This is a genomic window from Streptomyces sp. NPDC091272, assembly GCF_044757485.1.
Lineage (GTDB): Bacteria > Actinomycetota > Actinomycetes > Streptomycetales > Streptomycetaceae > Streptomyces.
The window spans coordinates 119,286-142,119 of sequence record NZ_JBIVVC010000008.1 but is presented as its reverse complement, the minus strand read 5'-3'; the positions used below and the strand labels follow the sequence as shown (position 1 = coordinate 142,119).

Annotated in this window: 20 protein-coding genes and 1 pseudogene; 14 read left to right on the top strand and 7 right to left on the bottom strand. The window is 71.7% G+C overall.

The window, feature by feature from the left end; genetic code table 11:
- The first annotated feature begins 8 nt into the window (after positions 1-8).
- On the top strand, positions 9-1,835 hold the full coding sequence (locus ACIQM4_RS22885; RefSeq protein ID WP_401594532.1) for an ABC transporter transmembrane domain-containing protein: 1,827 nt from the start codon (positions 9-11) through the stop codon (positions 1,833-1,835).
- Positions 1,832-3,667 carry an ABC transporter ATP-binding protein gene (locus tag ACIQM4_RS22880; protein ID WP_401594529.1) on the top strand — a complete coding sequence of 612 codons (1,836 nt, stop codon included), beginning with the start codon at positions 1,832-1,834 and terminating at the stop codon, positions 3,665-3,667. Before ACIQM4_RS22885 ends, ACIQM4_RS22880 begins: the two co-directional genes overlap by 4 nt.
- Before the next feature lie 81 nt (positions 3,668-3,748).
- Here ACIQM4_RS22880 and ACIQM4_RS22875 read toward each other — a convergent pair whose 3' ends face one another.
- Both ACIQM4_RS22875 and ACIQM4_RS22870 read right to left on the bottom strand, forming a co-directional pair.
- Positions 3,749-5,290, bottom strand: a complete 1,542-nt coding sequence (locus tag ACIQM4_RS22875) for a carboxylesterase/lipase family protein (protein WP_401594526.1) — start codon at positions 5,288-5,290, stop codon at positions 3,749-3,751.
- A gap of 128 nt (positions 5,291-5,418) precedes the next feature.
- Complete coding sequence (locus ACIQM4_RS22870; protein ID WP_401594523.1) at positions 5,419-6,210, bottom strand: metal-dependent hydrolase; 792 nt, start codon at positions 6,208-6,210, stop codon at positions 5,419-5,421.
- A 160-nt stretch (positions 6,211-6,370) separates the two neighbouring features.
- Between ACIQM4_RS22870 and ACIQM4_RS22865 the strand changes: the two genes are divergently transcribed.
- From ACIQM4_RS22865 to ACIQM4_RS22850, 4 genes are read left to right on the top strand one after another with little or no spacing between them, the layout of a single operon-like run.
- Positions 6,371-8,884, top strand: coding sequence for a DEAD/DEAH box helicase (locus ACIQM4_RS22865; RefSeq protein WP_401594520.1), 2,514 nt, complete (start codon positions 6,371-6,373; stop codon positions 8,882-8,884).
- Positions 8,885-8,922: 38 nt separating this feature from the next.
- Positions 8,923-9,801, top strand: a complete 879-nt coding sequence (locus ACIQM4_RS22860) for an acyl-CoA thioesterase (protein WP_401594518.1) — start codon at positions 8,923-8,925, stop codon at positions 9,799-9,801.
- Positions 9,798-10,091 (top strand): hypothetical protein, encoded by a 294-nt coding sequence (locus tag ACIQM4_RS22855; RefSeq protein WP_401594516.1) that lies wholly within the window; start codon positions 9,798-9,800, stop codon positions 10,089-10,091. Before ACIQM4_RS22860 ends, ACIQM4_RS22855 begins: the two co-directional genes overlap by 4 nt.
- On the top strand, positions 10,088-10,513 hold the full coding sequence (locus ACIQM4_RS22850) for a DUF2809 domain-containing protein (protein ID WP_401594514.1): 426 nt from the start codon (positions 10,088-10,090) through the stop codon (positions 10,511-10,513). The genes ACIQM4_RS22855 and ACIQM4_RS22850 overlap by 4 nt, the downstream gene beginning before the upstream one ends.
- A gap of 131 nt (positions 10,514-10,644) precedes the next feature.
- Here the strand turns inward: ACIQM4_RS22850 and ACIQM4_RS22845 are convergent, their stop codons facing one another.
- Positions 10,645-11,139 (bottom strand): MarR family winged helix-turn-helix transcriptional regulator, encoded by a 495-nt coding sequence (locus tag ACIQM4_RS22845; RefSeq protein ID WP_401594511.1) that lies wholly within the window; start codon positions 11,137-11,139, stop codon positions 10,645-10,647.
- Between the two features lie 27 nt (positions 11,140-11,166).
- The gene (asnB, locus tag ACIQM4_RS22840; protein ID WP_401594508.1) at positions 11,167-13,011 is read right to left on the bottom strand and encodes an asparagine synthase (glutamine-hydrolyzing); all 1,845 of its coding nucleotides are present in this window, start codon (positions 13,009-13,011) and stop codon (positions 11,167-11,169) included.
- 216 nt (positions 13,012-13,227) lie between these two features.
- On the opposite strand from asnB, the pseudogene ACIQM4_RS22835 reads away from it, so the two are divergent.
- A pseudogene (locus ACIQM4_RS22835) lies at positions 13,228-13,371 on the top strand (VOC family protein); the annotation flags it as partial.
- A 110-nt stretch (positions 13,372-13,481) separates the two neighbouring features.
- Entirely contained in the window at positions 13,482-13,676 is a 195-nt protein-coding gene (locus ACIQM4_RS22830) for a hypothetical protein (protein WP_401594506.1), read from the top strand.
- A 100-nt stretch (positions 13,677-13,776) separates the two neighbouring features.
- Here the strand turns inward: ACIQM4_RS22830 and ACIQM4_RS22825 are convergent, their stop codons facing one another.
- Entirely contained in the window at positions 13,777-14,991 is a 1,215-nt protein-coding gene (locus tag ACIQM4_RS22825; RefSeq protein ID WP_401594505.1) for a hypothetical protein, read from the bottom strand.
- Between the two features lie 120 nt (positions 14,992-15,111).
- Here ACIQM4_RS22825 and ACIQM4_RS22820 point away from each other — a divergent pair, with 120 nt between their 5' ends.
- Complete coding sequence (locus ACIQM4_RS22820) at positions 15,112-15,600, top strand: glutathione peroxidase (protein WP_401594502.1); 489 nt, start codon at positions 15,112-15,114, stop codon at positions 15,598-15,600.
- A 128-nt stretch (positions 15,601-15,728) separates the two neighbouring features.
- On the opposite strand, the gene ACIQM4_RS22815 is transcribed toward ACIQM4_RS22820, so the two are convergent.
- A complete protein-coding gene (locus tag ACIQM4_RS22815; RefSeq protein ID WP_401594500.1) occupies positions 15,729-16,958 on the bottom strand; it encodes an acyl-CoA dehydrogenase family protein in 1,230 nt (409 codons plus the stop codon).
- Positions 16,959-17,103: 145 nt separating this feature from the next.
- On the opposite strand from ACIQM4_RS22815, the gene ACIQM4_RS22810 reads away from it, so the two are divergent.
- Positions 17,104-17,757, top strand: coding sequence for a TetR family transcriptional regulator (locus tag ACIQM4_RS22810; protein WP_401594497.1), 654 nt, complete (start codon positions 17,104-17,106; stop codon positions 17,755-17,757).
- Positions 17,758-17,868: 111 nt separating this feature from the next.
- Here ACIQM4_RS22810 and def read toward each other — a convergent pair whose 3' ends face one another.
- Positions 17,869-18,414, bottom strand: a complete 546-nt coding sequence (def, locus tag ACIQM4_RS22805; protein ID WP_401594494.1) for a peptide deformylase — start codon at positions 18,412-18,414, stop codon at positions 17,869-17,871.
- A 172-nt stretch (positions 18,415-18,586) separates the two neighbouring features.
- On the opposite strand from def, the gene ACIQM4_RS22800 reads away from it, so the two are divergent.
- The 4 genes from ACIQM4_RS22800 (at position 18,587) to ACIQM4_RS22785 (ending at position 22,804) form a co-directional block, all read left to right on the top strand.
- Positions 18,587-19,825 carry a MurT ligase domain-containing protein gene (locus tag ACIQM4_RS22800; RefSeq protein ID WP_401594492.1) on the top strand — a complete coding sequence of 413 codons (1,239 nt, stop codon included), beginning with the start codon at positions 18,587-18,589 and terminating at the stop codon, positions 19,823-19,825.
- Between the two features lie 26 nt (positions 19,826-19,851).
- A complete protein-coding gene (locus tag ACIQM4_RS22795) occupies positions 19,852-20,580 on the top strand; it encodes a type 1 glutamine amidotransferase (protein WP_401594489.1) in 729 nt (242 codons plus the stop codon).
- A gap of 132 nt (positions 20,581-20,712) precedes the next feature.
- The gene (locus ACIQM4_RS22790) at positions 20,713-21,738 is read left to right on the top strand and encodes a 6-phosphofructokinase (protein ID WP_401594486.1); all 1,026 of its coding nucleotides are present in this window, start codon (positions 20,713-20,715) and stop codon (positions 21,736-21,738) included.
- Between the two features lie 100 nt (positions 21,739-21,838).
- On the top strand, positions 21,839-22,804 hold the full coding sequence (locus ACIQM4_RS22785) for a cytochrome c oxidase assembly protein (RefSeq protein WP_401594484.1): 966 nt from the start codon (positions 21,839-21,841) through the stop codon (positions 22,802-22,804).
- The last annotated feature ends 30 nt before the right edge of the window (positions 22,805-22,834 follow it).

Genomic DNA, 22,834 nt, shown 5'->3' with positions numbered 1-22,834 from the left:
AGGGCCCCATGCAAATTCGCGATCTTCCGTACTCAGACCCCGGCGAGCCCGACGTCCGCTCCGGGGGCCGTTTCCTGTGGTGGCTCGGCCTCGGCCAGCGGGGCGGGCAGCTCAAGGCCATGGCCTGGGGGCTGCTGCACCAACTGGGCGTGGCCGGGCTGCCGCTGGGCGTCGGCCTCGCCGTGCAGGCCGTGGTCGACCGCTCAGGCGGCCGGCTCGCACTGGCCGCAGGGCTGCTGGTGCTGATGGGTGTGGCCCTCGCACTGGGCGACACCATGCTGCACCGCGTCGCCGTCACGAACTGGATCACCGCGGCCGCCCGTGTCCAGCAGTTGCTGGCCCGCAGGACGGCCGAACTGGGCGCGGCGCTCACCCGCCGGGTCGCGGCGGGCGAGGTGGTGGCCGTCTCCACGGGTGACGTCGAGAAGATCGGCTGGTTCGTCGAGGCGCTGTCGCGGTTCGCGGCAGCCCTGCTCGCGCTGGTGATCGTCTGCGTCGGCCTGGTGGTCTACCAGCCCGCGCTGGGTGTGGTCGTCGCGGTCGGCGTGCCCGCGCTGGCCCTCGCCGTACTGCCGCTGCTGCCGAAGGCGACCAGGCGCGCCGACGAGCAGCGGGAGAAGGCGGGCCGGGCCACGGAGCTCGCCTCCGACACCGTCGCAGGCCTGCGTGTGCTGCGCGGCATCGGCGGCGAGGAACTGTTCCTGGACCGCTACCGCGAGTCCTCCCAGCAGGTCAGGCGGGCCGCGGTGCGCAGTGCCCGGATGTGGGCGCTGATCGCGGCGGTGCAGGTGCTGCTGCCGGGGCTGCTCCTGGTGAGCGTGGTCTGGTACGGGGCGAACCTCGCCCGCCAGGGCACGGTGACGATCGGTGAGCTGGTCACGGTGTACAGCGCGGTGACGCTCCTGATGTACCCGCTGCGGCACTTCGAGGAGATCGCCATGGCGTACTCCTTCTCCAAGCCGTCGGCCAAGCGCGCGGCCAGGGTGCTGGCGCTGCGCCGCACCGCCCCCGGGGACGGCCTCGACGCCGCGCAGTCGCCCACCGGGGACCTGTACGACCCGGTGACCGGGCTGCTCGCGCCGGCCGGCCGGTTCACGGCCGTGGTGTGCGGCGACCCGGACGTCGCGGGCCGGCTCGCCGACCGCCTCGGCGGGCATCCCGCGGACGGACCCGCGCCCGAGGAGGGGGCGGTCAGGGCCGCGTCCGTACTGCTCGGTGGGGTCGCCCTGGACGGACTGCCGCTGGCCGCCGCCCGCGCCTCGGTGCTCGTGCAGGACAAGGATCCGGTACTGCTCTCGGGGACCCTGCGAGAACTCCTCGACGTACCCGCGTCGGGAGAGGTCTCCGCTGCGGACGCGCTGGAGGCCGCGCAGTGCACGGATGTGCTGGCGGCGCTCGCCCAGGCGTCGGCCGGGTCCGACGGCGATCCGATGCACACCCGGATCACCGAGCGCGGCCGGTCGCTCTCCGGCGGTCAGCGCCAACGCCTCGCTCTGGCGCGGTCGTTGGTGACAGACCCCGAGGTGCTGGTCCTGGACGAGCCGACGTCGGCCGTCGACTCGCACACCGAGGCGCGGGTGGCAGCGGGTGTCCAACGGCTGAGGTCCGGTCGTACGACCGTGGTCCTGGCCTCCTCCCCGCTGCTGCTCGACCAGGCGGAACGCGTCGTGTTCGTCCATGAGGGCGAGGTCGTCGCGGTCGGCCGACACCGCGAGCTGCTGCACACCGAACCGCGCTACCGGGCGGTCGTCACCCGCGAGACGGACGAAGAGAGCGCCGGGGGCGCGCAGCCGCACCGGCTGGACGTACGAGAAGAGATCGAGGAGTCGGCATGAGCACCACGCTCGGCAAGGGTGCGCCCGAGGCCCCCGCCGCCAAGGCACCCCGGATCGGGGTGGCGCCCCCGCCCTACGATCCGGCGGCCCCGGAGTCGGCGACCACGCTGCCGGTCGGCAGCCCGACGACTGTCCGGTCGTACGTGAGCATGCTGCTGCGCCGGCACCGTACGGCGTTCGTCTCCCTGATCGCCTTCAACACCCTCGCGGTGGTCGCGTCGATGGTGGGGCCCTACCTGCTCGGTGACGTGATCGAGGAGCTGACTGCGGGTACGGAGGACCTCCGGCCGGGGCTGGTGGCGGGTATGTTCGGCGCCGCGCTGCTCGTCCAGGCACTCTTCGTGGGGCTGACCAGGCTGCGCGGTGCGATGCTGGGCGAGGAGATGCTCGCCGACCTGCGCGAGGACTTCCTGGTACGCGCGGTGGGACTGCCGCCCGGCGTCCTGGAGCGGGCGGGCACCGGGGACCTGCTGTCGCGCATCACCACCGACATCGACCGGCTGGCCAACGCGATGCGCGAGGCGGTGCCGCAGCTCGCGATCGGTGTGGTGTGGGCCTTCCTGCTGATCGCGGGCCTGACGGTGACGGCGCCGCCGCTGGCGCTGGCCGTGCTGGTGGCCCTGCCGGTGCTGGTCGTGGGCTGCCGTTGGTACTTCAGGCGGGCACCGTCCGCCTACCGGTCGGAGGCCGCGGGGTACGCGGCCGTGGCCGCCGCCCTCGCGGAGACGGTCGACGCGGGCCGCACCGTCGAGGCCCACCGGCTGGGCGCACGACGGGTCGCGCTCTCCGAGCTGCGGATCAAGGAGTGGACCGCCTGGGAGCGCTACACGCTGTGGCTGCGCACCGTCCTGTTCCCCGTCATCAACGCCACCCACATCACCATCCTGTGCGCGTCGGTCGTCATCGGCGGAGTCCTCGTCCTGGAGGGTCTGCTCACGGTCGGACAGCTGACCACGGGGGCGCTGCTCGCCCAGATGCTGGTCGACCCGGTCAACCTCATCCTGCGCTGGTACGACGAACTCCAGGTGGCGCAGGTGTCGTTGGCGCGGCTGGTGGGCGTGCGGGACATCGAGCCGGACGCGGGTGACGCGTCGGTGTCCCCCGACGGCCGCCAACTGCGCTCGGACGACGTGCACTTCGGGTACCGCGAGGGAGTCGACGTACTGCACCAGGTGTCGCTCGACGTGGCGCCGGGGACCCGGGTGGCCCTGGTGGGCCCCTCGGGCGCGGGCAAGTCGACGCTGGGCCGTCTGATGGCGGGCATCTACGCGCCCCGCACGGGCGCACTGACCCTGGGCGGCGCCGAACTGGCCCGCATGCAGGCGGAGAAGGTCCGCTCGCACGTGGCCCTGGTCAACCAGGAGCACCACGTCTTCGTGGGTACCCTCCGGGACAACCTGCGCCTGGCCCGCACCGCCGCCGGTGACGCCGAACTGTGGGCGGCGCTGGGCGCGGTGGACGCGGACGGCTGGGCACGGGGCCTGGAGTCGGGCCTCGACACCGAGGTCGGCTCGGGCGGTTTCGCGCTGACCCCGGCGCAGGCCCAGCAGATCGCGCTGGCGCGACTCGTCCTGGCGGACCCGCACACGCTGGTCCTCGACGAGGCGACCTCGCTCCTGGACCCGCGGGCCGCCCGCCAGCTGGAGCGGTCCCTGGCCCGGGTCCTCGACGGCCGGACGGTGATCGCCATCGCCCACCGCCTGCACACCGCGCACGACGCGGACGTGATCGCGGTCGTCGAGGAGGGCCGCATCGCGGAGCTGGGCAGCCACGACGAGCTGGTGGCGGCGGGCGGGGCGTACTCGGCGCTGTGGCGGTCGTGGCACGGGTAGGAGCGGGGGCTCCCGCCCGGGGGGGGAGGCCGCCCGGAGAGGAGGCCGTCCGGAGGGGAGGCCCCCAGCATCACCCGAGGCTCACCCCCGTACCCCCTCCCAGGCCTTGCGCCGCTCCCCCGTCGGGTCGAGTGCCAGCTCCGGCGTGGCCTTGATCAGCATCTGGGCGCGCGAGGCCTCGTCGTACGCGGGCCAGTGCGGGCCGTCCGGAAGGCTCGGGCGGCCCTCGCGCACCAGCGAGAGTACGGCGTCCTGCAACGCCGCCGAGGCCGCCCGGTCCGCCTCGCCCATGGCCAGGAAGCCGTCCGCCGGCCTGCCGCTGAGCGAGGCCAGGTCGAAGGAGGGGGCGCGGCTCCACAGGCACGGGATGTCCGCCGCGTGGGTGGGCCCGAGGACGTCGTACGGCGCCATGGGCGGCTGGTGGTCGAACCGGTGCAGCCAAGCCCGGCCGCCGGCCCTGGTCTGTGCCTCGGCGATCCGTACCGACGGCATCGTGAACATCGCGTCACCGAGCAGCGTCTTGCGCGCGTTGCCGCCGACGGCCGCCCCCTCCGGCTCGAACGCCGCGTAATGCCGCAGGAGTTGGGCCCAGGCCTCCGGGCCGACCGACGCCTCAAGGGACCGGGTGACCGCGTTGTCGTCACCCATGAACGTGAAGATGGCCATCTCGTCGCGGCAGTACGCCACCAGCAGCGGGACGTCCGCGACCGCGCCGTCCGCGACGGCGGACAGAGGGACGTCCGGTATGAGGTCGCCGTCGACGACCGGGAGGAACGGGATGCCCTGCTTGCCGTCGTGTCCGCCGGACATCGAGAACTCGGCCGCGGCGGCCCGGATCGCCGCCACAGGTGTCTCGCGCAGGCGGCCCGGGTCCGAGTCGGGGATGCCGAGTCGCGCCAGGAACGCCTTCGCGGCGGCCGTGCCGGTGGCGGCGTCCTGGAGTTGGGCCGCGCTGCCGCTGAGCAGCACCGCGCCGCGGAAGAGGCCCCGGGCGGCCGGGACGCCCAGCAGGGTGCCGACGCTCATGCCGCCCGCCGACTCGCCGGCGACCGTGACGCGCGCCGGGTCGCCGCCGAAGGCCGCGATGTTGTCGCGCACCCATTCCAGGGCCGCGACCTGGTCCCGTACACCCACGTTGGAGTCGGCCACCTCGGGGTCGACCCCCGCAAGGTGCAGGAAGCCCCAGGAGCTGAGCCGGTAGTTCAGGGTGACCACGACCACGTCGCCGCGCTCCGCGAGGACGGAGCCGTCGTAGTCCTTGCCGGTGCCGAAGATGAATCCGCCGCCGTGGATCCAGACCAGGACGGGGCGGGCGGCGGCAGCCGGGGCCGCGGGCACGAAGACGTTCAGGTAGAGGCAGTCCTCGCTGTCACCCTCGTACGGCGGCTCCGTCGGGTCGAACCGCGGCAGCTGCACCGCTGCCGGGCCGAACTCCACCGCCTCACGCACGCCCTCCCAGGCGGGCACGGGCCGCGGCGCCCGCCACTTGAGGTCCCCCACCGGCGGCTGCGCGAACGGCACGCCCAGCCAGGCGTGGCTCTCGTGGCGGACGGTCCCGCGCAGGGCCCCCGCGCCGGTCTTGACGACGAGCTCGTCCGGTGCGGCCGAATCCACTGTTGACACGTGTCACTACCTTTCCAGAAAGGTGCACTGGCCCGAACGTACACCCGCCCTCGACGCGCGAGAAGGCCGCCCCGGGCACGCGGGACACGGCGCACGGGGTCCGCGGCCGGACCCCGTCGCCCCCGTGCTCAGATGAAGCCCAGTGCCGCCGCCCCGCCCGCTCCCCCGAGCAGCATGAACAGCGGCATCAGCACCTTCAGCTCCACCCAGCTCCCCGCCCTGAACCGCAGCACCTTCGGCGGGCCGATCGGGTACCAGCGCTTCTTGCCGATCGGGATGGGCCACAGGATCGGGCAGCCGGAGACGGTCAGCGCGTCCCCGATGTCGTGCACCAGCGCCCCGAGCACCACCGGCAGACCGAGCCACAGGTACTCCTGCCCCGGGGCGGTGAACAGCCAGTCCGAGCCGTTGCCCGGCTTGTCGAGCACCCCGGCCAGGATCCATGCGCTGGTCGCGCCGAGCAGCCACACCAGTACGTCGCTGGAAACCCGGGCGGCCCGCCACAGCAGGCCTTCCACCGCGAGCACGAGGTGTACGAAGAGGACGCCGAGCACCGCCCAGCGCCCGCCCCAGACCGCGGCGGCCGAGCAGCCGGCACCTATCGCCACCGCCCACACCCAGGTGTGGGTGAGGGTGCGGTGTCCGCCGTTCCTGCGCGGGTCGCCCTTGCCGCGGGTGGCCTTGTACACGGCGGCGGAGAGCTTGTCGACGATCTCGCACAGCAGCCGCGAGACCGGACCGAAGGCCCGCGAGATGGTCGCCGCCTTGTGGTCCAGGTCGGGGGCGAGCGCCGCGCCCGCGCAGATCAGTGCGCCGACGACGAGCACCGGCCAGGGCATCGGGTACCCCCAGGCGGCGGTCGCCGCGCCGACCCCCAGCCACGCCGCTGCTCCCGACAGAGAGTGCGCCGGTCCCATCATGCTCGTACCCGCCCCATGTGCTCCTGTGTCCCATCTCTTCCCTGGCGCGGCCGAGTTGCGCCCCGGCCGCCGATGGGCTGACCCGTCACCCTATCCGTGATGATCTTGCACGTACCCTCCGGTTCCCCGATCCGTACCCGAGCCAGGCAAGATGGGGGGCGTGACCCTTATCGATCAGCTGCCGACGACCGCCGACCCCGACACCCTCTTCGAGGCCTTCTCGACCTGGGCCGAGGGCCAGGGCATCGCCCTCTATCCGGCGCAGGAGGAGGCGCTGATGGAGGTGGTCACCGGTGCGAACGTGATCCTTTCCACGCCGACGGGGTCCGGGAAGAGCCTGGTCGCCGCGGGCGCGCACTTCACCGCGCTGGCCCAGGACAAGGTCACCTTCTACACGGCGCCGATCAAGGCGCTGGTGTCGGAGAAGTTCTTCGACCTGTGCAAGCTGTTCGGCACGGAGAACGTCGGCATGCTGACGGGCGACGCGTCCGTGAACGCGGACGCGCCCGTCATCGCCTGCACCGCGGAGATCCTCGCCTCGATCGCGCTGCGCGACGGCAAGGACGCCGACATCGGCCAGGTCGTGATGGACGAGTTCCACTTCTACGCGGAGGCGGACCGCGGCTGGGCCTGGCAGATCCCGATCCTGGAGCTGCCGCAGGCGCAGTTCATCCTGATGTCCGCCACGCTCGGCGACGTCTCGATGTTCGAGAAGGACCTGACCCGGCGCACCGGGCGGCCCACCGCCGTCGTGCGCTCCGCCACGCGTCCGGTGCCGCTCTCGTACGAGTACCGGATGACGCCGATCACCGAGACGCTCACCGAGCTGCTCGACACCCGGCAGTCACCGGTCTACATCGTGCACTTCACGCAGGCGGCGGCCGTCGAGCGGGCGCAGTCGCTGATGAGCATCAACATGTGCACCAAGGAGGAGAAGGAGAAGATCGCCGATCTGATCGGCAGCTTCCGCTTCACCACCAAGTTCGGCCAGAACCTCTCCCGGTACGTACGGCACGGCATCGGCGTGCACCACGCGGGCATGCTGCCGAAGTACCGCCGCCTGGTGGAGAAGCTGGCACAGGCCGGCCTGCTGAAGGTCATCTGCGGTACGGACACGCTGGGCGTCGGCGTCAACGTGCCGATCCGGACAGTGCTGTTCACCGCCTTGACGAAGTACGACGGGACCCGCGTGCGCACCCTGCGCGCCCGCGAGTTCCACCAGATCGCGGGCCGGGCGGGGCGCGCGGGCTTCGACACGGCCGGCTTCGTCGTGGCGCAGGCGCCCGAGCACGTCGTGGAGAACGAGAAGGCGCTCGCCAAGGCGGGCGATGACCCCAAGAAGCGCCGCAAGGTGGTCCGCAAGAAGGCCCCCGACGGCTTCATCGCCTGGTCGGAGTCCACCTTCGACAAGCTGATCGGCTCCGATCCCGAGCCGCTGACCAGCAGGTTCCGGGTCACGCACACCATGCTGCTGTCGGTCATCGCCCGTCCTGGCAACGCCTTCGACGCGATGCGCCACCTGCTGGAGGACAACCACGAGCCGCGCAAGGCGCAGCTGCGGCACATCCGCCGCGCGATCGCGATCTACCGCTCGCTGCTGGACGGAGGAGTGGTCGAGCAGCTGGACACGCCCGACGCCGAGGGCCGGATCGTGCGGCTCACCGTCGACCTCCAGCAGGACTTCGCCCTGAACCAGCCGCTGTCGACGTTCGCACTGGCCGCCTTCGACCTGCTGGACCCCGAGTCGCCCTCGTACGCGCTGGACATGGTGTCCGTCGTCGAGTCGACGCTGGACGACCCCCGGCAGATCCTGGGCGCCCAGCAGAACAAGGCGCGCGGCGAGGCGGTCGGCCAGATGAAGGCGGACGGCGTCGAGTACGAGGAGCGGATGGAGCTCCTGCAGGACGTGTCGTATCCCAAGCCCCTCGACGAGCTGCTGTGGCACGCCTACGACGTGTACCGCAAGAGCCACCCGTGGGTCGGCGACCACCCGGTGTCGCCCAAGTCGGTGGTGCGCGACATGTACGAACGGGCCATGACCTTCGCCGAGTTCACCTCGCACTACGAGCTGGCGCGCACCGAGGGGATCGTGCTGCGCTATCTCGCCGGCGCGTACAAGGCGTTCGAGCACACCATCCCGGACGACCTCAAGTCGGAGGACCTCCAGGACCTGATCGCCTGGCTGGGCGAGCTGGTGCGCCAGGTCGACTCCTCGCTGCTCGACGAGTGGGAGCAGCTGGCGAACCCCGAGGTCGAGACGGCGGAGCAGGCACAGGAGAAGGCCGACCAGGTCAAGCCGGTCACGGCGAACGCGCGCGCCTTCCGGGTCCTCGTACGCAACGCCATGTTCCGCCGCGTGGAGCTGGCCGCCCTGGACAACGTCCACGCGCTCGGCGAGCTGGACGCCGAGTCCGGCTGGGACGAGGACAGGTGGGGCGAGGCCATGGACGCGTACTGGGACGAGCACGACGACCTCGGCACCGGGCCGGACGCGCGCGGCCCCAAGCTGCTGCTCATCGAGGAGGACCCGGCGCACGGGCTGTGGCGGGTCCGGCAGATCTTCGACGACCCGAGCGACGACCACGACTGGGGCATCAGCGCCGAGGTCGACCTGGCGGCGTCGGACGAGGAGGCCAGGGCGGTCGTCCGGGTCACCTCGGTCGGCCAGCTCTAGCCTCACGGAACCAGAGACACGGAAGAGGAAAGAAAGCAATGACGAACCCCGCCGAGAGACTCGTCGATCTGCTCGACCTGGAGCAGATCGAGGTCAACATCTTCCGCGGCCGCAGCCCCCAGGAGCACCTCCAGCGGGTCTTCGGCGGGCAGGTGGCGGGCCAGGCACTGGTCGCCGCGGGCCGCACCACGGACGGCGAACGCCCGGTGCACTCGCTGCACGCCTACTTCCTGCGCCCGGGGCGTCCTGGGGTGCCGATCGTCTACCAGGTGGAGCGGGTGCGCGACGGGCGTTCCTTCACCACCCGGCGGGTCACGGGCGTCCAGCAGGGCCGCACGATCTTCAACCTGACGGCGTCCTTCCACAAGCCGGAGGAGGGCGGCATCGAGCACCAGCTGCCGCCGCGCCGCGAGGTCCCCGACCCGGAGTCACTGCCCACGGTCGCCGACGAGATCCGCGAGCACCTCGGCGATCTGCCGGAGGCCCTGGAGCGCATGGCGCGCCGCCAGCCCTTCGACATCCGGTACGTGGACGGGCTGCGCTGGACCCGCGAGGAGATCGAGGGCGCCGAGCCGCGCAGCGCGGTGTGGATGCGCGCCGTGGGGCCGCTCGGCGACAACCAGCTGGTGCACACGTGCGCGCTGGCGTACGCGAGCGACACGACACTGCTCGACGCGGTGCGGCTGCCGGTGGAGCCGCTGTGGGGCTCGCGGAACTTCGACATCGCGTCCCTGGACCACGCCATGTGGTTCCACCGGCCGTTCCGGGCGGACGAGTGGTTCCTGTACGACCAGGAGTCGCCGATCGCGACCGGCGGGCGGGGCCTGGCGCGCGGCCGGATCTACGACCGGGACGGACAGCTGCTGGTGTCGGTGGTACAGGAGGGGCTGTTCCGGAAGCTGGGCGACGAGGGATGACCGGACGGCGGTCCCAGGTCCAGTACACGGTCGAGGCGAAGGCGGTCCACGACAGCCTCTCCGCCGAGCGGCAGGCCACGGTGGACCACGCGGTGCGCGTGCTGTCCCGGGACCCGTTCCACAAGCTCGCCACGGCGCAGATCGGGCCCAACGAGACGTACCGCAAGGCGTATGTCGCGCCGGGGATCGTGCTGGAGTACGTGGTGGTGCGCGAGGCGTTCGTCGTCGTGCTCCTGGAGCTGTTCGACGAGTCGTCGTACCTCATCGACGAGCGGGAAGCCACGGAGTGATCCGGTGCCGCTGTTACGCGCTCGGTGCGGCGGCGGCCACGATCGCCACCGCGCTCGGTGTCCGGGCGGCCGGCGAGGGGGACTTCGCGAAGTACGCGGGGGACGCGCTCTACACGGTGCTGTGGTACGCGCTGGTGGTCGTGGCGCTGCCGAGGGTGCGGCCGGTGTGTGCGGCGGGCGTGGCGCTCGGGGTGAGCTGGGCGGTTGAGTTCGCCCAACTGACCTCCGTCCCGGCCGACTTGAGCGCGCGCAGCGGGCTGCTACGGCTGGTGTTCGGGTCGACCTTCAACGCGCCCGACCTGTTCTGGTACGCCGTCGGGGCGGTTGCGGCGTGGGGTGTGCACCGGTGGTGCGGGCGCGCCGACAGGTCGCGGCTGTCGGTCGCACGCCCTGATCGGCCGCTGTGGGGCCCGCGCTCCTGAGCGAGGGCCGTTGTGGGGCCCGCGCTCCTGAGCGAGGGCCGTTGTGGGGCCCGCGCTCCTGAGCGGGCGAGCCCGGGAAGCTGACTGAGCGGTGGGTCCGAGGGGCCGGTGGTAATCGGCCCGCACCCGCCTCAGGCCTCCCCCGCCTCCGCGAGCCTGCGCAGCAGCGGGGCCGTGGCCAGCACGGCGCGCGCCTCGTCCGCGCCCAGGGTGGCGAGCCGGGCCGCCAGTTCCTCGGCCTCGTCGCGTGCCACGTCGCTGAGGGTCTCGGCGCCGCGCGCGGTGAGCAGCACCGCGCAGGCCCGGCCGTCGCTGGGGTCGGGTTCCCTGCGCACCAGGCCCCGGCCCTCCAGGGCGGCGATCGCGGCGGTGGCGGTGGGCTGCGAGCAGGGCACCTTGGCGGCGAGTTCACCGATCCTGGCCGGGCTCCTCTCGTACAGCAGGGAGAGCACGATGAGCTCGGTGGGTCTGAGCCGGCCTACGGGGGCGGCGCGGCGCAGGCTGCGCAGCAGACGGTGCAGGGAGACGACCAGCTCGCGCACGTCCAGGTCCCCGGGGCCCGGGTCCCGCACGTCGGGCCGCGCCGTGTCCGGCACCTCTGCGCCCGGTGGGCCCGGTGCGCCCAAGTCCACCACCCCCGCGCCAGGATCAGGTCAAGAGAGTGCCAGGGTCGGCTTGTACATGTCCAGCCAGAGCGCCAGGTCGAGGGTGATTTCGAGGCCCCGGCGGGAGGCCATGGTGCTCTGCGGCGACTCCGTCCCTGCGGCCTTGCGCAACCCGTCCCGGTCCACGAGGTCGAAGACCTGGTGGCCGGGGTCGGCGAGGAGGTCCTTGGCGTGGTCCTGGAGGGCCAGCGCGTACTTGGGGTCCTGGGTGGAGGGGTAGGGACTCTTCACCCTGTCGTACACCGAGCGCGGCAGGACGTCGGCGGTGGCCTCGCGCAGCAGGCTCTTCTCGCGGCCGTCGAAGGACTTCAGGGCCCACGGGGCGTTGTACACGTACTCGACCAGGCGGTGGTCGCAGAACGGAACGCGCACCTCAAGTCCGGTGGCCATGCTGGCGCGGTCCTTGCGGTCGAGCAGGACGCGGACGAACCGGGTCAGGTGGAGGTGGCTCATCCGGCGCATCCGGTACTCGAAGTCGCTGTCGGAGTCGAGGCGTTGGATGCCGCGGACGGCGCTCGCGTAGCTGTCCTGGATGTACGTTCCGAGGTCCAGGGCGTCGACGAAGGAGCGGCGGAGCACGGAGTCGTCGTCGGTGCCGAAGTGCCGGCCGGTCTGTCCCAGCCAGGGGAAGGTGGCGCCGGCTCGGGCCTCCTCGTCGAAGAACTGCCGGTAGCCGCCGAACACCTCGTCCGCGGACTCCCCGGACAGGGCGACCGTCGAGTGCTCGCGTATCGCCTTGAAGAGGAGGTAGAGCGAGGCGTCCATGTCGCCGAAGCCCATCGGCAGGTCGCGGGCCCTGATCACCTTGGCGCGCACCTCGGGGTCGGCCAGGGCGTGCGAGTCCAGCACGATGTCCTGATGGTCGGTGCCGGAGGCACGCGCCACGTCGTGGACGAACGGGGTGTCGGGGGTGCCGCGCAACTCGTCGGGGACGAAGTTCTCGCTCTGGCCGAGGAAGTCGACAGCGAAGCTGCGCACACGCTCCCCCGTGGGCGCGAGTTGCTGTGCGGCGAGCGCGGTCATCGCGGAGGAGTCGAGACCGCCGGAGAGCAGGGTGCACACGGGGACGTCGGCGACCAGTTGGCGGCGGACGATGTCGTCCATCAGCGTCCTGACGTGGGCGATCGTGCTGTCGCGGTCGTCGGTGTGCTCGGTGGACGCCAACTCCCAGTAGACGTGCCGGCGCAGTCCGGTGCGCGAGACGGTCACGACGGTGCCGGGCTCGACCTCGTGCATGCCCTCCCAGACTGCGTGGCCGGGGGTCTTCACGAAGGCGAGCAGTTCGCGCATCCCGTCGAGGCCGACCTCGCGGCGGGCGAGCGGGTTGGCGAGGATCGCCTTGGGCTCGGAGCCGAAGAGGACGCCGTCGGGGGTCTCGTAGTAGTAGAAGGGCTTGATTCCCATCCGGTCACGGACCATGACGAGCTTCTGCCGGTACTCGTCCCAGATCGCGAAGGCGTACATGCCGCTCAGCCGGGGGGCGATGTCCTCGCCCCACTCGACGTAGCCGCGCAGGACCACCTCGGTGTCGGACGCGGTGCTGAACTCGTGTCCGCGCGCCACGAGTTCGGCGCGCAGTTCGGTGAAGTTGTACGTCTCACCCGAGTAGACGACGGTGACCGTGCCGCGCGGGGTGTCGACGGTCATGGGCTGCCGGCCGCCCGGCAGGTCGATGACGGCGAGCCTGCGGTGACCGAGCGCGGCGGGGCCCGAGATCCAGGTACCGCGGTCGTCGGGCCCCCGGCAGTCCATGGTCTCGGTCATCGCGTCGACGACCGACTGCTCGGCACGCAGATCGCGTTCGTACGAGATCCATCCGCTGATTCCGCACATGAGGGTTCCTCCTGCATCCGGGCAGGCCCGGCCCCGGGCCAACCAGTTGTATCGGACACCTATGTTTCGAGGGTGAGTCAGCCGGAGGGCGCCCGTCAACCAGGCGGAAACAAAGAACGGCCCGCGGGCGCAACTCGGCCGACTTTCGACCCCGGTCCGAAGACGGAGAACGTCCGGACCCTGGGCTGATCACGTGTCCCCCGGGCCTCGGCGAGAATGCCGTGCATGACTGCCAACTGGCCGAAACACCTCGATGTCGGCGCCGTCCGCTTCGCCCGCCCCACCGCCCGTTACGACGACGTCCTGACCTTCTACCGGGACGACCTCCAGCTGCCGGTGCTGGCCGACTGGCGGGGTCACGGCGGCTACGACGGTGTCGTGTTCGGGCTGCCCGGCACGCCCGTGCACATGGAGATCACCCAGCACGGCAGCCGCCGCGCATACCGCGGGCGCACCCGGAGAACCAGCTGGTGCTGTACCTGCGCGGACCCGCGGCCGTCGAGGCGGCCGCGGACAGGTTGCGCGGGCGCGGGCACCGGCCGGTGGAGGCGGCCAACGCGTACTGGCCCGACCGGGGTTCGCTGCTCTTCGCTGACCCGGACGGATGGCTCGTGGTGCTCGCTCCGTGGGTCTTCGGCGAGGACCCGGTGCCGGTTCCCCGGTAGCGGGTACGCACCGGGCCCGTCGGCGGAAGCGGCACCCCGCCGCGCGAACTGCCCGCGCGGTGAGGGTTGCGCGAACTGCCCGTGCGACCAGAGTGGTTGGTCAGCGGTGAGCGCGGGCGGCCGCGATCCGGCGGGCAATGACCCGGTCGGTGACGCGCCCGGCCAGATCCTCCAGTTCGTCGCGCGCCGCGGCGTCGTCCAGCAGCGACAGGGCGACGACGGCCGCCTCGGCCACCTCGGGGGCGGCGGGCCGCCCGCTCGGCAACGGGCGCAGCGCGGTCCCGGCGAGCCGGGCCAGCACGGCGGCCGTGCCGGGGCCTGGCGGCAGCAGGCCCAGGAGCCAGGCGAGACCGCGCAGCGCCCGGCAGTTGTACGGGTCGGGGCGCCGGGCGGCGTCGATGTCGTCGTCGCGACTGCCGCGGAGCGGGGTGTCCCGGTCCATGCCGACGAGGCCGAACCAGGCGTGCAGACGGTGGCGCACCTGCTCAGCCCCGGCCTCTTCCAGCAGTCCGCGGGCCACCCTGGCCCACCTCGCGGACGGGGCACGGGCGGTGGGTGGTGCGGTGTGCGACAGGAGCCGCAGCCAGGGCCCACCGCCCTCGGCCGCACCCGTACCTGCGATCGCTGTCGCGCCCCCGGCCGCACCCGGGGCCCCAGCCGGCCCTATGCCCGCCTGCGCGCGCGATTCCGCCCCGTTGCGTACCCCGTCCTCCCGCTCCTGATCCTCGATCGCCCGGTCCGCCCAGGGCTCCCCCGGATTGAGCACCGGCCCGGGAAAGGTGGCGAGCAACTCCAGCAGGGCCGGCTCCGCGTACTGCACGAGGGCGATGCGGCGCAGGACCGCGAGGACGGACGGGCCGGGGACCCGTCCGGCGGCCAGTTCCGCGGATACCAGTTCCCAGTCGCGGTTCCCGGAGCCTGTCGTGTGCCGTGCGGCCAGCTCGGCGAGCCGGGACCGCCGCTCGGCGGCGAGCAGCTCCCCGTCGATGCCACGGACCACACCGCTGGCCACGGTCAGCAGTTCGCCGCGCAGATAGCCGGGGGCTCGGCCGAAGTCGTCGAAGACCCGGTGGCCCTCGTCCTCGACCTTCCCCAGCCAGTCCGCCCAGATCCGGCCGAGAGCCATCCGGTCGCTGTCCGGCAGGGAGCGGAGCAGTTCCAGGTTTTCCGCCCCCGGGCCTGTCATGGCGCCGTTGTGGCAGGCTGCCCGCATCACCGCGCGGGCGAGCCCGGCCAGGTCACCCCGTGCGGCGAGTTCCCGGTAGCCGGCCGCCTGCTCCTCCAGCAGCCCCGGATCGCTCATCCATCTGCTCATGGTCACCGAGCGTAGGAGGCGGCACTGACAACGTGCCCTCGCGCCGTGACTGTCCTCGCCAGGGGTTAGCCTGCGGCTTTCGGACGGAAATCCGCAGAGCCCCCGTGGAGGAGACAGCTCATGAGCCTGTACGACATCCCGCTGCACACCCTGGACGGCGAGCCGACGAGCCTGGCCGCGCACAAGGGCAAGGCGGTACTGGTCGTCAACGTGGCGTCGAAGTGCGGTCTGACACCGCAGTACGCGGGACTGGAGGAGCTCCAGAAGACCTACGCGGACCGCGGCTTCACGGTGCTCGGCGTGCCGTGCAACCAGTTCGCCGGGCAGGAGCCGGGCAGCGCGCAGGAGATCGCGACGTTCTGCTCCGCGAGCTACGGGGTGACCTTCCCGCTCCTGGAGAAGATCGAGGTCAACGGGGAGCACCGGCATCCGCTCTACCAGGAGCTGACGGCTTTCCCGGACGCGGAGGGCGAGGCGGGTGACGTGCAGTGGAACTTCGAGAAGTTCCTGCTCTCCCCCGCCGGCGAGGTCGTGGGCCGCTTCCGGCCGCGCACGGAACCGGCCGACGCCCGCCTCGTCACGGCCGTCGAGGCCCAGCTCCCGCAGTAGGACCCCGGGGGCGCCCCGCACGGGGGCGCCCCTACAGGGGCGCGGGGAACCGCGCGACCAACCACCGCCCACCCGCACGGCGCCCGCCCCGTCCGGGTCAGGCCACAGCCCCCGACCGGCCCCGCGCCCTAGCGGATCGGCATGCCCGAGAGCGTGCGGGCGATCACCAGGCGCTGGATCTCGCTGGTGCCTTCGAAGATGGTGTAAATGGCCGCGTCCCTGTGCATCCGCTCCACCGGGTACTCCCGGGTGAAGCCGTTGCCGCCCAGGATCTGGACCGCCTGCGCGGTCACCTTCTTCGCGACCTCGCTCGCGTACAGCTTGGACATCGAGCCCTCGGCCGCCGTGAACGGCTTGCCGGAGACCGCCATCCAGGAGGCGCGCCACACAAGGAGGCGGGCGGCGTCGATCTGGGTGCGCATGTCGGCGAGCTGGAAGGCGATGCCCTGGTTGTCGATGATCGGGCGGCCGAACTGCTCCCGTGTCTTCGCGTAGTCGAGAGCGACCTCGTAGGCGGCGCGCGCCGTGCCGACCGCCATGGCGCCGACCGCGGGGCGGGACGCCTCGAAAGTGGCCATCGCGGCGTTCTTCACGCGCTCCCCGCCGCCCTTGGCGGCCCGCTCGTGGGCCCTGGCCAGGCGCTCGTCGAGCTTCTCCTTTCCGCCGAGCAGGCAGCTGCCGGGAATCCGTACGTCCTCAAGGACGACCTCAGCCGTGTGCGAGGCGCGGATGCCGTGCTTCTTGAACTTCTGCCCCTGGGAGAGACCGGCGGTCGCGGGCGGCACGATGAACGAGGCGTGCCCCTTCGAGCCCAGCGCGGGGTCCACGCACGCGACGACCACATGGACGTTGGCAATGCCGCCGTTCGTCGCCCACGTCTTGGTGCCGTTGAGCACCCACTCGTCCTTCGCCTCGTCGTACACGGCGCGGGTGCGCATCGAGGCGACGTCGGAACCGGCGTCCGGCTCGGAGGAGCAGAAGGCGGCCACCTTCACGTCGTTCGCGTCGCCGTACATCTGGGGTATCCAGGTGCCGATCTGCTCCTCGGTGCCGTTGGCGAGCACGCCGACCGCGGCGAGGCCGGTGCCGACGATCGACAGACCGATACCTGCATCACCCCAGAACAATTCCTCCATAGCCATGGGGATACCGAGACCCGTAGGGTCGAAGTACTGCTGGGCGTAGAAGTCGAGCGAGTAGATACCGAGCTTGGCCGCCTCCTGGATCACCGGCCAGGGGGTCTCCTCACGCTCGTCCCACTCCGCTGCGGCCGGGCGCATCACATCGGCGGCGAAGCCGTGGATCCAGTCCCGGACCTGCTTCTGGTCGTCATTGAGATCGAGCGTGAACTCGGCCATGTCCCCTCCAGCGTGCACGTTACTTGCGGTAACCCCGAGTGTGTTACCCACCAGTAGCCCCTGTCAACAGTCGGCGGCGCACGGGCAGTGTTACGTTGCGCGGGCGTCGCGCACACGCAATCACCTGGGCGGGGAGAGCATCACGATGGAGACCACACGGCAGACCGGCACACAGCGGTCGAGTGCCGAGGCCCGGCGGCGCGAGCTGCTCGAAGCCGCGGACCGGGTGGTCCTGCGGGACGGCCCCCAGGCCTCCATGAACGCCATAGCCGCCGAGGCGGGCATCACCAAGCCGATCCTCTACCGGCACTTCGGCGACAAGGGCGGGCTCTACCGCGCCCTCGCCACCCGCCACACCGACGCCCTGCTCGCCGCGCTGCGCGCCGCCCTGGACGCCCCGGCCGAGCGGCGCGAGCGGGTGGAGCGCACTCTCGACACCTACCTCGCGGCGATCGAGGCCCGCCCCCAGGTCTACCGGTTCCTGATGCATCCGGCGGAGGACACCACCGCGCCGCAGCCGGAACAGGGCTTCGACGTGGGCCGCCATTCGGCGCCGCTGCTGCGACGGATGGGCGAGGAACTCGCGGACGTGATCGCCGAACGCGTCGACCTCGGCCCGAACGGCGAGCAGCTCGCGCGGGTGTGGGGGCACGGAATCGTCGGCATGATGCACGCGGCCGGAGACTGGTGGCTCGGTGAACGCCCCTGCTCCCGCGCCGCGTTGGTGAGCAGCCTGGCCGACCTGCTGTGGGGGCGGCTCGCGGCTGCGGGCGACCGCCCCGGCGGCCCGGGGTTCTGACCCCGGGCCCGTACCGTCGCACCCCCGGCGGCCCGGGGTTCTGACCCGGGCCCGTACCGTCGCACCCACGGCGGCCCGCGGCTCAGAGCCCTCCGTACCCCGTACGAACCCCTATGCGCCACGTCCCCACGGCGCGCGGCGGGCCTCGCGCAGGGCCTTCGCCTTCCGTCGGCCGGTGAGGCGGTCGGTGTAGACGAGACCTTCGAGGTGGTCGCACTCGTGCTGGAGGCAACGGGCGAAGAACCCGGTGCCGGCCACGGTCACCGGCTCGCCCGCCATCGTGCGGCCCTCGACCACCGCGTGGTCGAAGCGCGAGGTGCCCGCCTCCAGACCGGGCAGCGACAGACACCCCTCTGGGCCGCGGACGGCGGGCCCGTCGGCCTCCACCAGGCGGGGGTTGACGACATGGCCGAGGTGGCGGACGTCCTCGTCGTCGGGGCAGTCGTAGACGAACACCCGCAGGGACTCCCCGACCTGGTTGGCGGCGAGCCCGACTCCCTCCGCCGCGTACATCGTCGCGAACATGTCCTCGACGAGACGGGCCAGCCCGGAACCGAAGGCGGTGACGGGCTCGCAGGGGGCGTGCAGGACGGGGTCGCCGAGCAGCGTCATCGGGCGTACGGTGCCGGAACTGCCGGGAATGAGGCGGTGTCGCATGGCCGCAAGCGTACGTTCCGCGACATGTCACGTACCGTCGAGGCTGGTCCGCGCCCTTCCCCACGGGTGCCGCGGTTCGGGCACACGGCGGGATCTCGATAGGCTGAGGCCCGACTGTTGACCGGTGGACCTGGGGCAAGTGCGGCGCCGGATGCAAGGAGGATCAGTGACGATGGCAGGCAACACGGAGCCGTTGTCGCCGCGGGCCAAGCTGGCCGTGACGGCAGGCAAGGCCGCGGCGGCGGTGTCCCGCGCCGCGGGGCGCGGAAGCGGCTCGGTGATCGGTGGAAAGGTCGCGCTCAGGCTCGACCCGGACCTGCTGGGACGGCTCGCGAACCACCTGGACGTGGTGCTTGTCTCGGCGACCAACGGAAAGACGACGACGACCCGGCTGATCGCGGAGGCCCTGCGGGCCAGCGGTCCGGTCGTCTCCAACGCGCTCGGCGCCAACATGCCGGCGGGCATCACGTCCGCGCTGGCGGGCGGTTCGGACGCGAAGTACGGCGTGATCGAGGTCGACGAGAAGTACCTCGCCGGGGTGGCCCGCGATGTGACGCCCAAGGCGATCGCACTGCTGAACCTCTCCCGCGACCAGCTCGACCGGGCCGCCGAGACACGGATGCTGGCCGAGAAGTGGCGTGAGGGTCTCGCCGGTTCCAAGGCCGTCGTCATCGCGAACGCGGACGACCCGCTCATCGTGTGGGCCGCCTCCTCCTCGCCGAACGTGGTGTGGGTGGCGGCCGGTCAGGAATGGAAGGACGACGCCTGGTCGTGCCCCTCCTGCGGCGGTGTGATGCAGCGTCCCGGCGACGACTGGTTCTGCGGCGAGTGCGGCTTCCGCCGTCCGACGCCGAGCTGGGTGCTCTCCGGCGACCACGTCCTGGACCCGCACGGCTCCGCGTGGCCGATCCACCTCCAGCTGCCCGGCCGCGCCAACAAGGCGAACGCGGCCACCTCGGCGGCCGTCGCCGCGACCTTCGGCGTACCGCCGCAGGTGGCCCTGGAGCGGATGTACCAGGTGCAGGCGGTGGCCGGCCGTTACGACATCGTCCAGTTCCAGAACCGGGAACTGCGGCTGCTGCTGGCGAAGAACCCGGCCGGCTGGCTGGAGACCTTCTCGCTGATCAACCCGCCGCCGACGCCGGTGATCCTGTCCGTCAACGCCCGTGGCGCCGACGGCACGGACACCTCCTGGCTGTGGGACGTCGACTACTCGCGGCTGGCAGGTCACCCGATCTTCGTGCTCGGTGACCGCAAGCTGGACCTGGCGGTACGCCTCGAAGTCGCGAACCTGGACTTCCGGGTGTGCGAGACCCTGGACGAGGCCGTGCAGCTCGCGCCGCCCGGCCTGATCGAGACGGTCGCCAACTACACCGCGTTCCAGGACCTCCGCCGCCGCGTCGGCAACTGACAGAAACCGCAGAGGACATGACTCGAATGAACGACAGCAGTCTGCGGCTGGTCTGGATCTACCCGGACCTCCTCAGCACGTACGGCGACCAGGGCAACGCCCTCGTCGTCGAACGACGGGCCCGCCAGCGCGGCCTCGACGTGCAGCGGGTCGACGTACGCAGCGACCAGCCCATTCCCACCTCCGGCGACATCTACCTGATCGGCGGCGGTGAGGACCGCCCGCAGCGCCTGGCGGCCGAGCGGCTGCGCAGGGACGGCGGGCTCAGCCGCGCCGTGTCCAACGGCGCCATCGTCTTCTCCGTCTGCGCCGGGTACCAGATCCTGGGTCACGAGTTCATCAACGACCTCGGCCAGCGCGAGCAGGGCCTCGGTCTGCTCGACGTGATCTCCACCCGCGGCGAGGGCGAGCGCTGTGTCGGCGACGTCCTCGGCGACATCGACGCCCCGCTGAACCTCCCGCAGCTCACCGGCTTCGAGAACCACCAGGGCATCACCCACCTCGGCCCCACCGCCCGCCCCTTCGCCCGGGTCCGCCTCGGCAAGGGCAACGGCACGGGGGACGGCACCGAGGGCGCGTACAACGACACCGTGTTCGGCACCTACATGCACGGCCCGGTGCTGGCCCGCAACCCGCAGATCGCGGACCTGCTGCTCAAACTGGCGCTGGACGTCAACGCGCTGCCGCCGACCGACGACCGCTGGTACGAGGCGCTGCGCGCCGAGCGCATCGCGAGCGCCACCCAGCCCGCCTGACGCCCGTTCACCCGGGAAGTCCACCCGTTGGACGCCGGGTTCGGTCCCGTCATCCCACGCTTGTAGGGTGACGGGACCCGCCCGGACGACGTGGTCCGGTCACTCGGCCCACGTTGCAAAGGTTTTCGCGCCATGCGCATTGGTGTCCTCACCTCCGGCGGCGACTGCCCCGGCCTCAACGCCGTCATCCGCTCCGTCGTCCACCGTGCCGTCGTCGACCACGGTGACGAGGTCATCGGCTTCCACGACGGCTGGCGCGGCCTCCTCGAATGCGACTACCGCCCGCTGGACCTGGAGGCCGTCAACGGCATCCTGGCCCGCGGCGGCACCATCCTCGGTTCCTCCCGGGTCCAGCCCGCGCACCTGCGCGGAGGCGTCGAGACGGCGCGCGGACACGTCGCCGACCTCGGCCTCGACGCGATCATCCCGATCGGCGGTGAGGGCACCCTGAAGGCGGCGCACCTCCTCTCCGAGGCGGGGCTGCCCATCGTCGGCGTGCCGAAGACCATCGACAACGACATCGCCTCGACGGACGTCACCTTCGGTTTCGACACCGCGGTGGGCGTCGCCACCGAGGCGCTTGACCGGCTGAAGACGACCGCCGAGTCCCACCAGCGTGTACTGATCGTCGAGGTGATGGGCCGGCACACCGGCTGGATCGCACTGCACTCCGGGATGGCGGCGGGCGCGCACGCGATCGTCGTCCCCGAGCGGCCCTTCGACATCGGGGAACTGACCGAGCTGGTCGGCAAGCGGTTCTCGGCGGGCAAGAAGTTCGCCATCGTGGTCGTCGCCGAGGGCGCCAAGCCGCGCGAGGGGTCGATGGAGTTCGACATCGGCAAGAAGGACCAGTACGGGCACGAGCGCTTCGCGGGCGTCGCCAACCAGCTCGCGATCGAGCTGGAGGAGCGCCTCTCCAAGGAGGCCCGCCCGGTGATCCTCGGCCACGTCCAGCGCGGCGGCACGCCGACGGCGTACGACCGGGTGCTGGCGACCCGCTTCGGGTGGCACGCGGTGGAGGCTGCGCACCGCGGCGAGTTCGGCATGATGACGGCGCTGCACGGCACGGACATCGAGATGGTGCCCCTCGCCAGCGCGGTCGCCCAGCTCAAGACGGTCCCGCCGGAGCGCTACGCGGAAGTGGAATGCGTACTCTGACGATCTTGCCGCGTGCCTGACGAACTGCCCCCGGTCGCTGACGCGGCCGGGGGCAGTTCTACTCTGGACCGGACAACCGGCACTAATCAGGAGTCAGCGGATGGACCACAGCGGGCACGGCATGAACATGGATCTGCCGCCGTTCACGCTGGGACGGGGCCTTGAGCTCTCCCCCGATCCCTTCTTCCTGATCGCCTGCCTGGCGGCTCTCGCCCTGTACGGGTGGGGTGTGGTGCGGCTGCGTCGGCGCGGCGACGACTGGCCGGCGGGCCGGACGGTCTTCTTCGTGATCGGTGTGCTGACCGTGCTGCTGGTGATGTGCACCAAGCTCAACGACTACGGCATGGTCATGTTCAGCGTGCACATGGTGCAGCACATGATCGTCAGCATGCTGTCGCCGATCCTGCTGCTGCTCGGCGCCCCGGTGACCCTGGCGCTGCGGGCGCTGCCGGTGTCCGGGCGGGGGCGCAAGGGCCGGAAGGGGCCTCGGGAACTGCTCCTGGCACTGCTGCACAGCCGGTACATGAAGATCATCACGCATCCGGCGTTCACCATTCCGCTGTTCATCGCGAGTCTGTACGGCTTCTACTTCACCCCGCTCTTCGACCTTCTCATGGGCCACCCGGTCGGGCATGTCGCGATGATGGTGCACTTCCTCGCCGTCGGTCTGGTCTTCTTCTGGCCGATCATGGGCGTCGACCCGGGCCCGCACCGGCCGGGTTACGTGATGCGGATGCTGGAGCTCTTCGCGGGAATGCCCTTCCACGCGTTCTTCGGCATCGCGCTGATGATGGCGACGCAGCCGATGGTGAAGGCGTACGAGAACCCGCCCGCCTCGCTGGGCATCGACGCCCTCGCCGATCAGAACGCGGCGGGCGGCATCGCCTGGGCGTTCAGCGAGATCCCGTCCGTGCTGGTGCTGATCGCACTGGTCTTCCAGTGGTACCGGTCCGAACAGCGCGTGGCGCGGCGCTCCGACCGGGCGGCGGACCGGGACGGCGACCAGGAGCTGGCGGACTACAACGCGTATCTGGCGTCGTTGCAGGCGCGCGGCGGACAGTCCTGACCGCCCCGACGGTCCTGACCTGGCGAAGTG

Coding starts and splice junctions, on each gene's coding strand:
- ACIQM4_RS22885 (WP_401594532.1), top strand. CDS start 9: ATGCAAATTCGCGATCTTCCGTACTCAGACCCCGGCGAGCCCGACGTC.
- ACIQM4_RS22880 (WP_401594529.1), top strand. CDS start 1,832: ATGAGCACCACGCTCGGCAAGGGTGCGCCCGAGGCCCCCGCCGCCAAG.
- ACIQM4_RS22870 (WP_401594523.1), bottom strand. CDS start 6,210: ATGATGGGACCGGCGCACTCTCTGTCGGGAGCAGCGGCGTGGCTGGGG.
- ACIQM4_RS22860 (WP_401594518.1), top strand. CDS start 8,923: ATGACGAACCCCGCCGAGAGACTCGTCGATCTGCTCGACCTGGAGCAG.
- ACIQM4_RS22855 (WP_401594516.1), top strand. CDS start 9,798: ATGACCGGACGGCGGTCCCAGGTCCAGTACACGGTCGAGGCGAAGGCG.
- asnB (WP_401594508.1), bottom strand. CDS start 13,011: ATGTGCGGAATCAGCGGATGGATCTCGTACGAACGCGATCTGCGTGCC.
- ACIQM4_RS22825 (WP_401594505.1), bottom strand. CDS start 14,991: ATGAGCAGATGGATGAGCGATCCGGGGCTGCTGGAGGAGCAGGCGGCC.
- ACIQM4_RS22820 (WP_401594502.1), top strand. CDS start 15,112: ATGAGCCTGTACGACATCCCGCTGCACACCCTGGACGGCGAGCCGACG.
- ACIQM4_RS22815 (WP_401594500.1), bottom strand. CDS start 16,958: ATGGCCGAGTTCACGCTCGATCTCAATGACGACCAGAAGCAGGTCCGG.
- ACIQM4_RS22810 (WP_401594497.1), top strand. CDS start 17,104: ATGGAGACCACACGGCAGACCGGCACACAGCGGTCGAGTGCCGAGGCC.
- def (WP_401594494.1), bottom strand. CDS start 18,414: ATGCGACACCGCCTCATTCCCGGCAGTTCCGGCACCGTACGCCCGATG.
- ACIQM4_RS22800 (WP_401594492.1), top strand. CDS start 18,587: ATGGCAGGCAACACGGAGCCGTTGTCGCCGCGGGCCAAGCTGGCCGTG.
- ACIQM4_RS22795 (WP_401594489.1), top strand. CDS start 19,852: ATGAACGACAGCAGTCTGCGGCTGGTCTGGATCTACCCGGACCTCCTC.
- ACIQM4_RS22790 (WP_401594486.1), top strand. CDS start 20,713: ATGCGCATTGGTGTCCTCACCTCCGGCGGCGACTGCCCCGGCCTCAAC.
- ACIQM4_RS22785 (WP_401594484.1), top strand. CDS start 21,839: ATGGACCACAGCGGGCACGGCATGAACATGGATCTGCCGCCGTTCACG.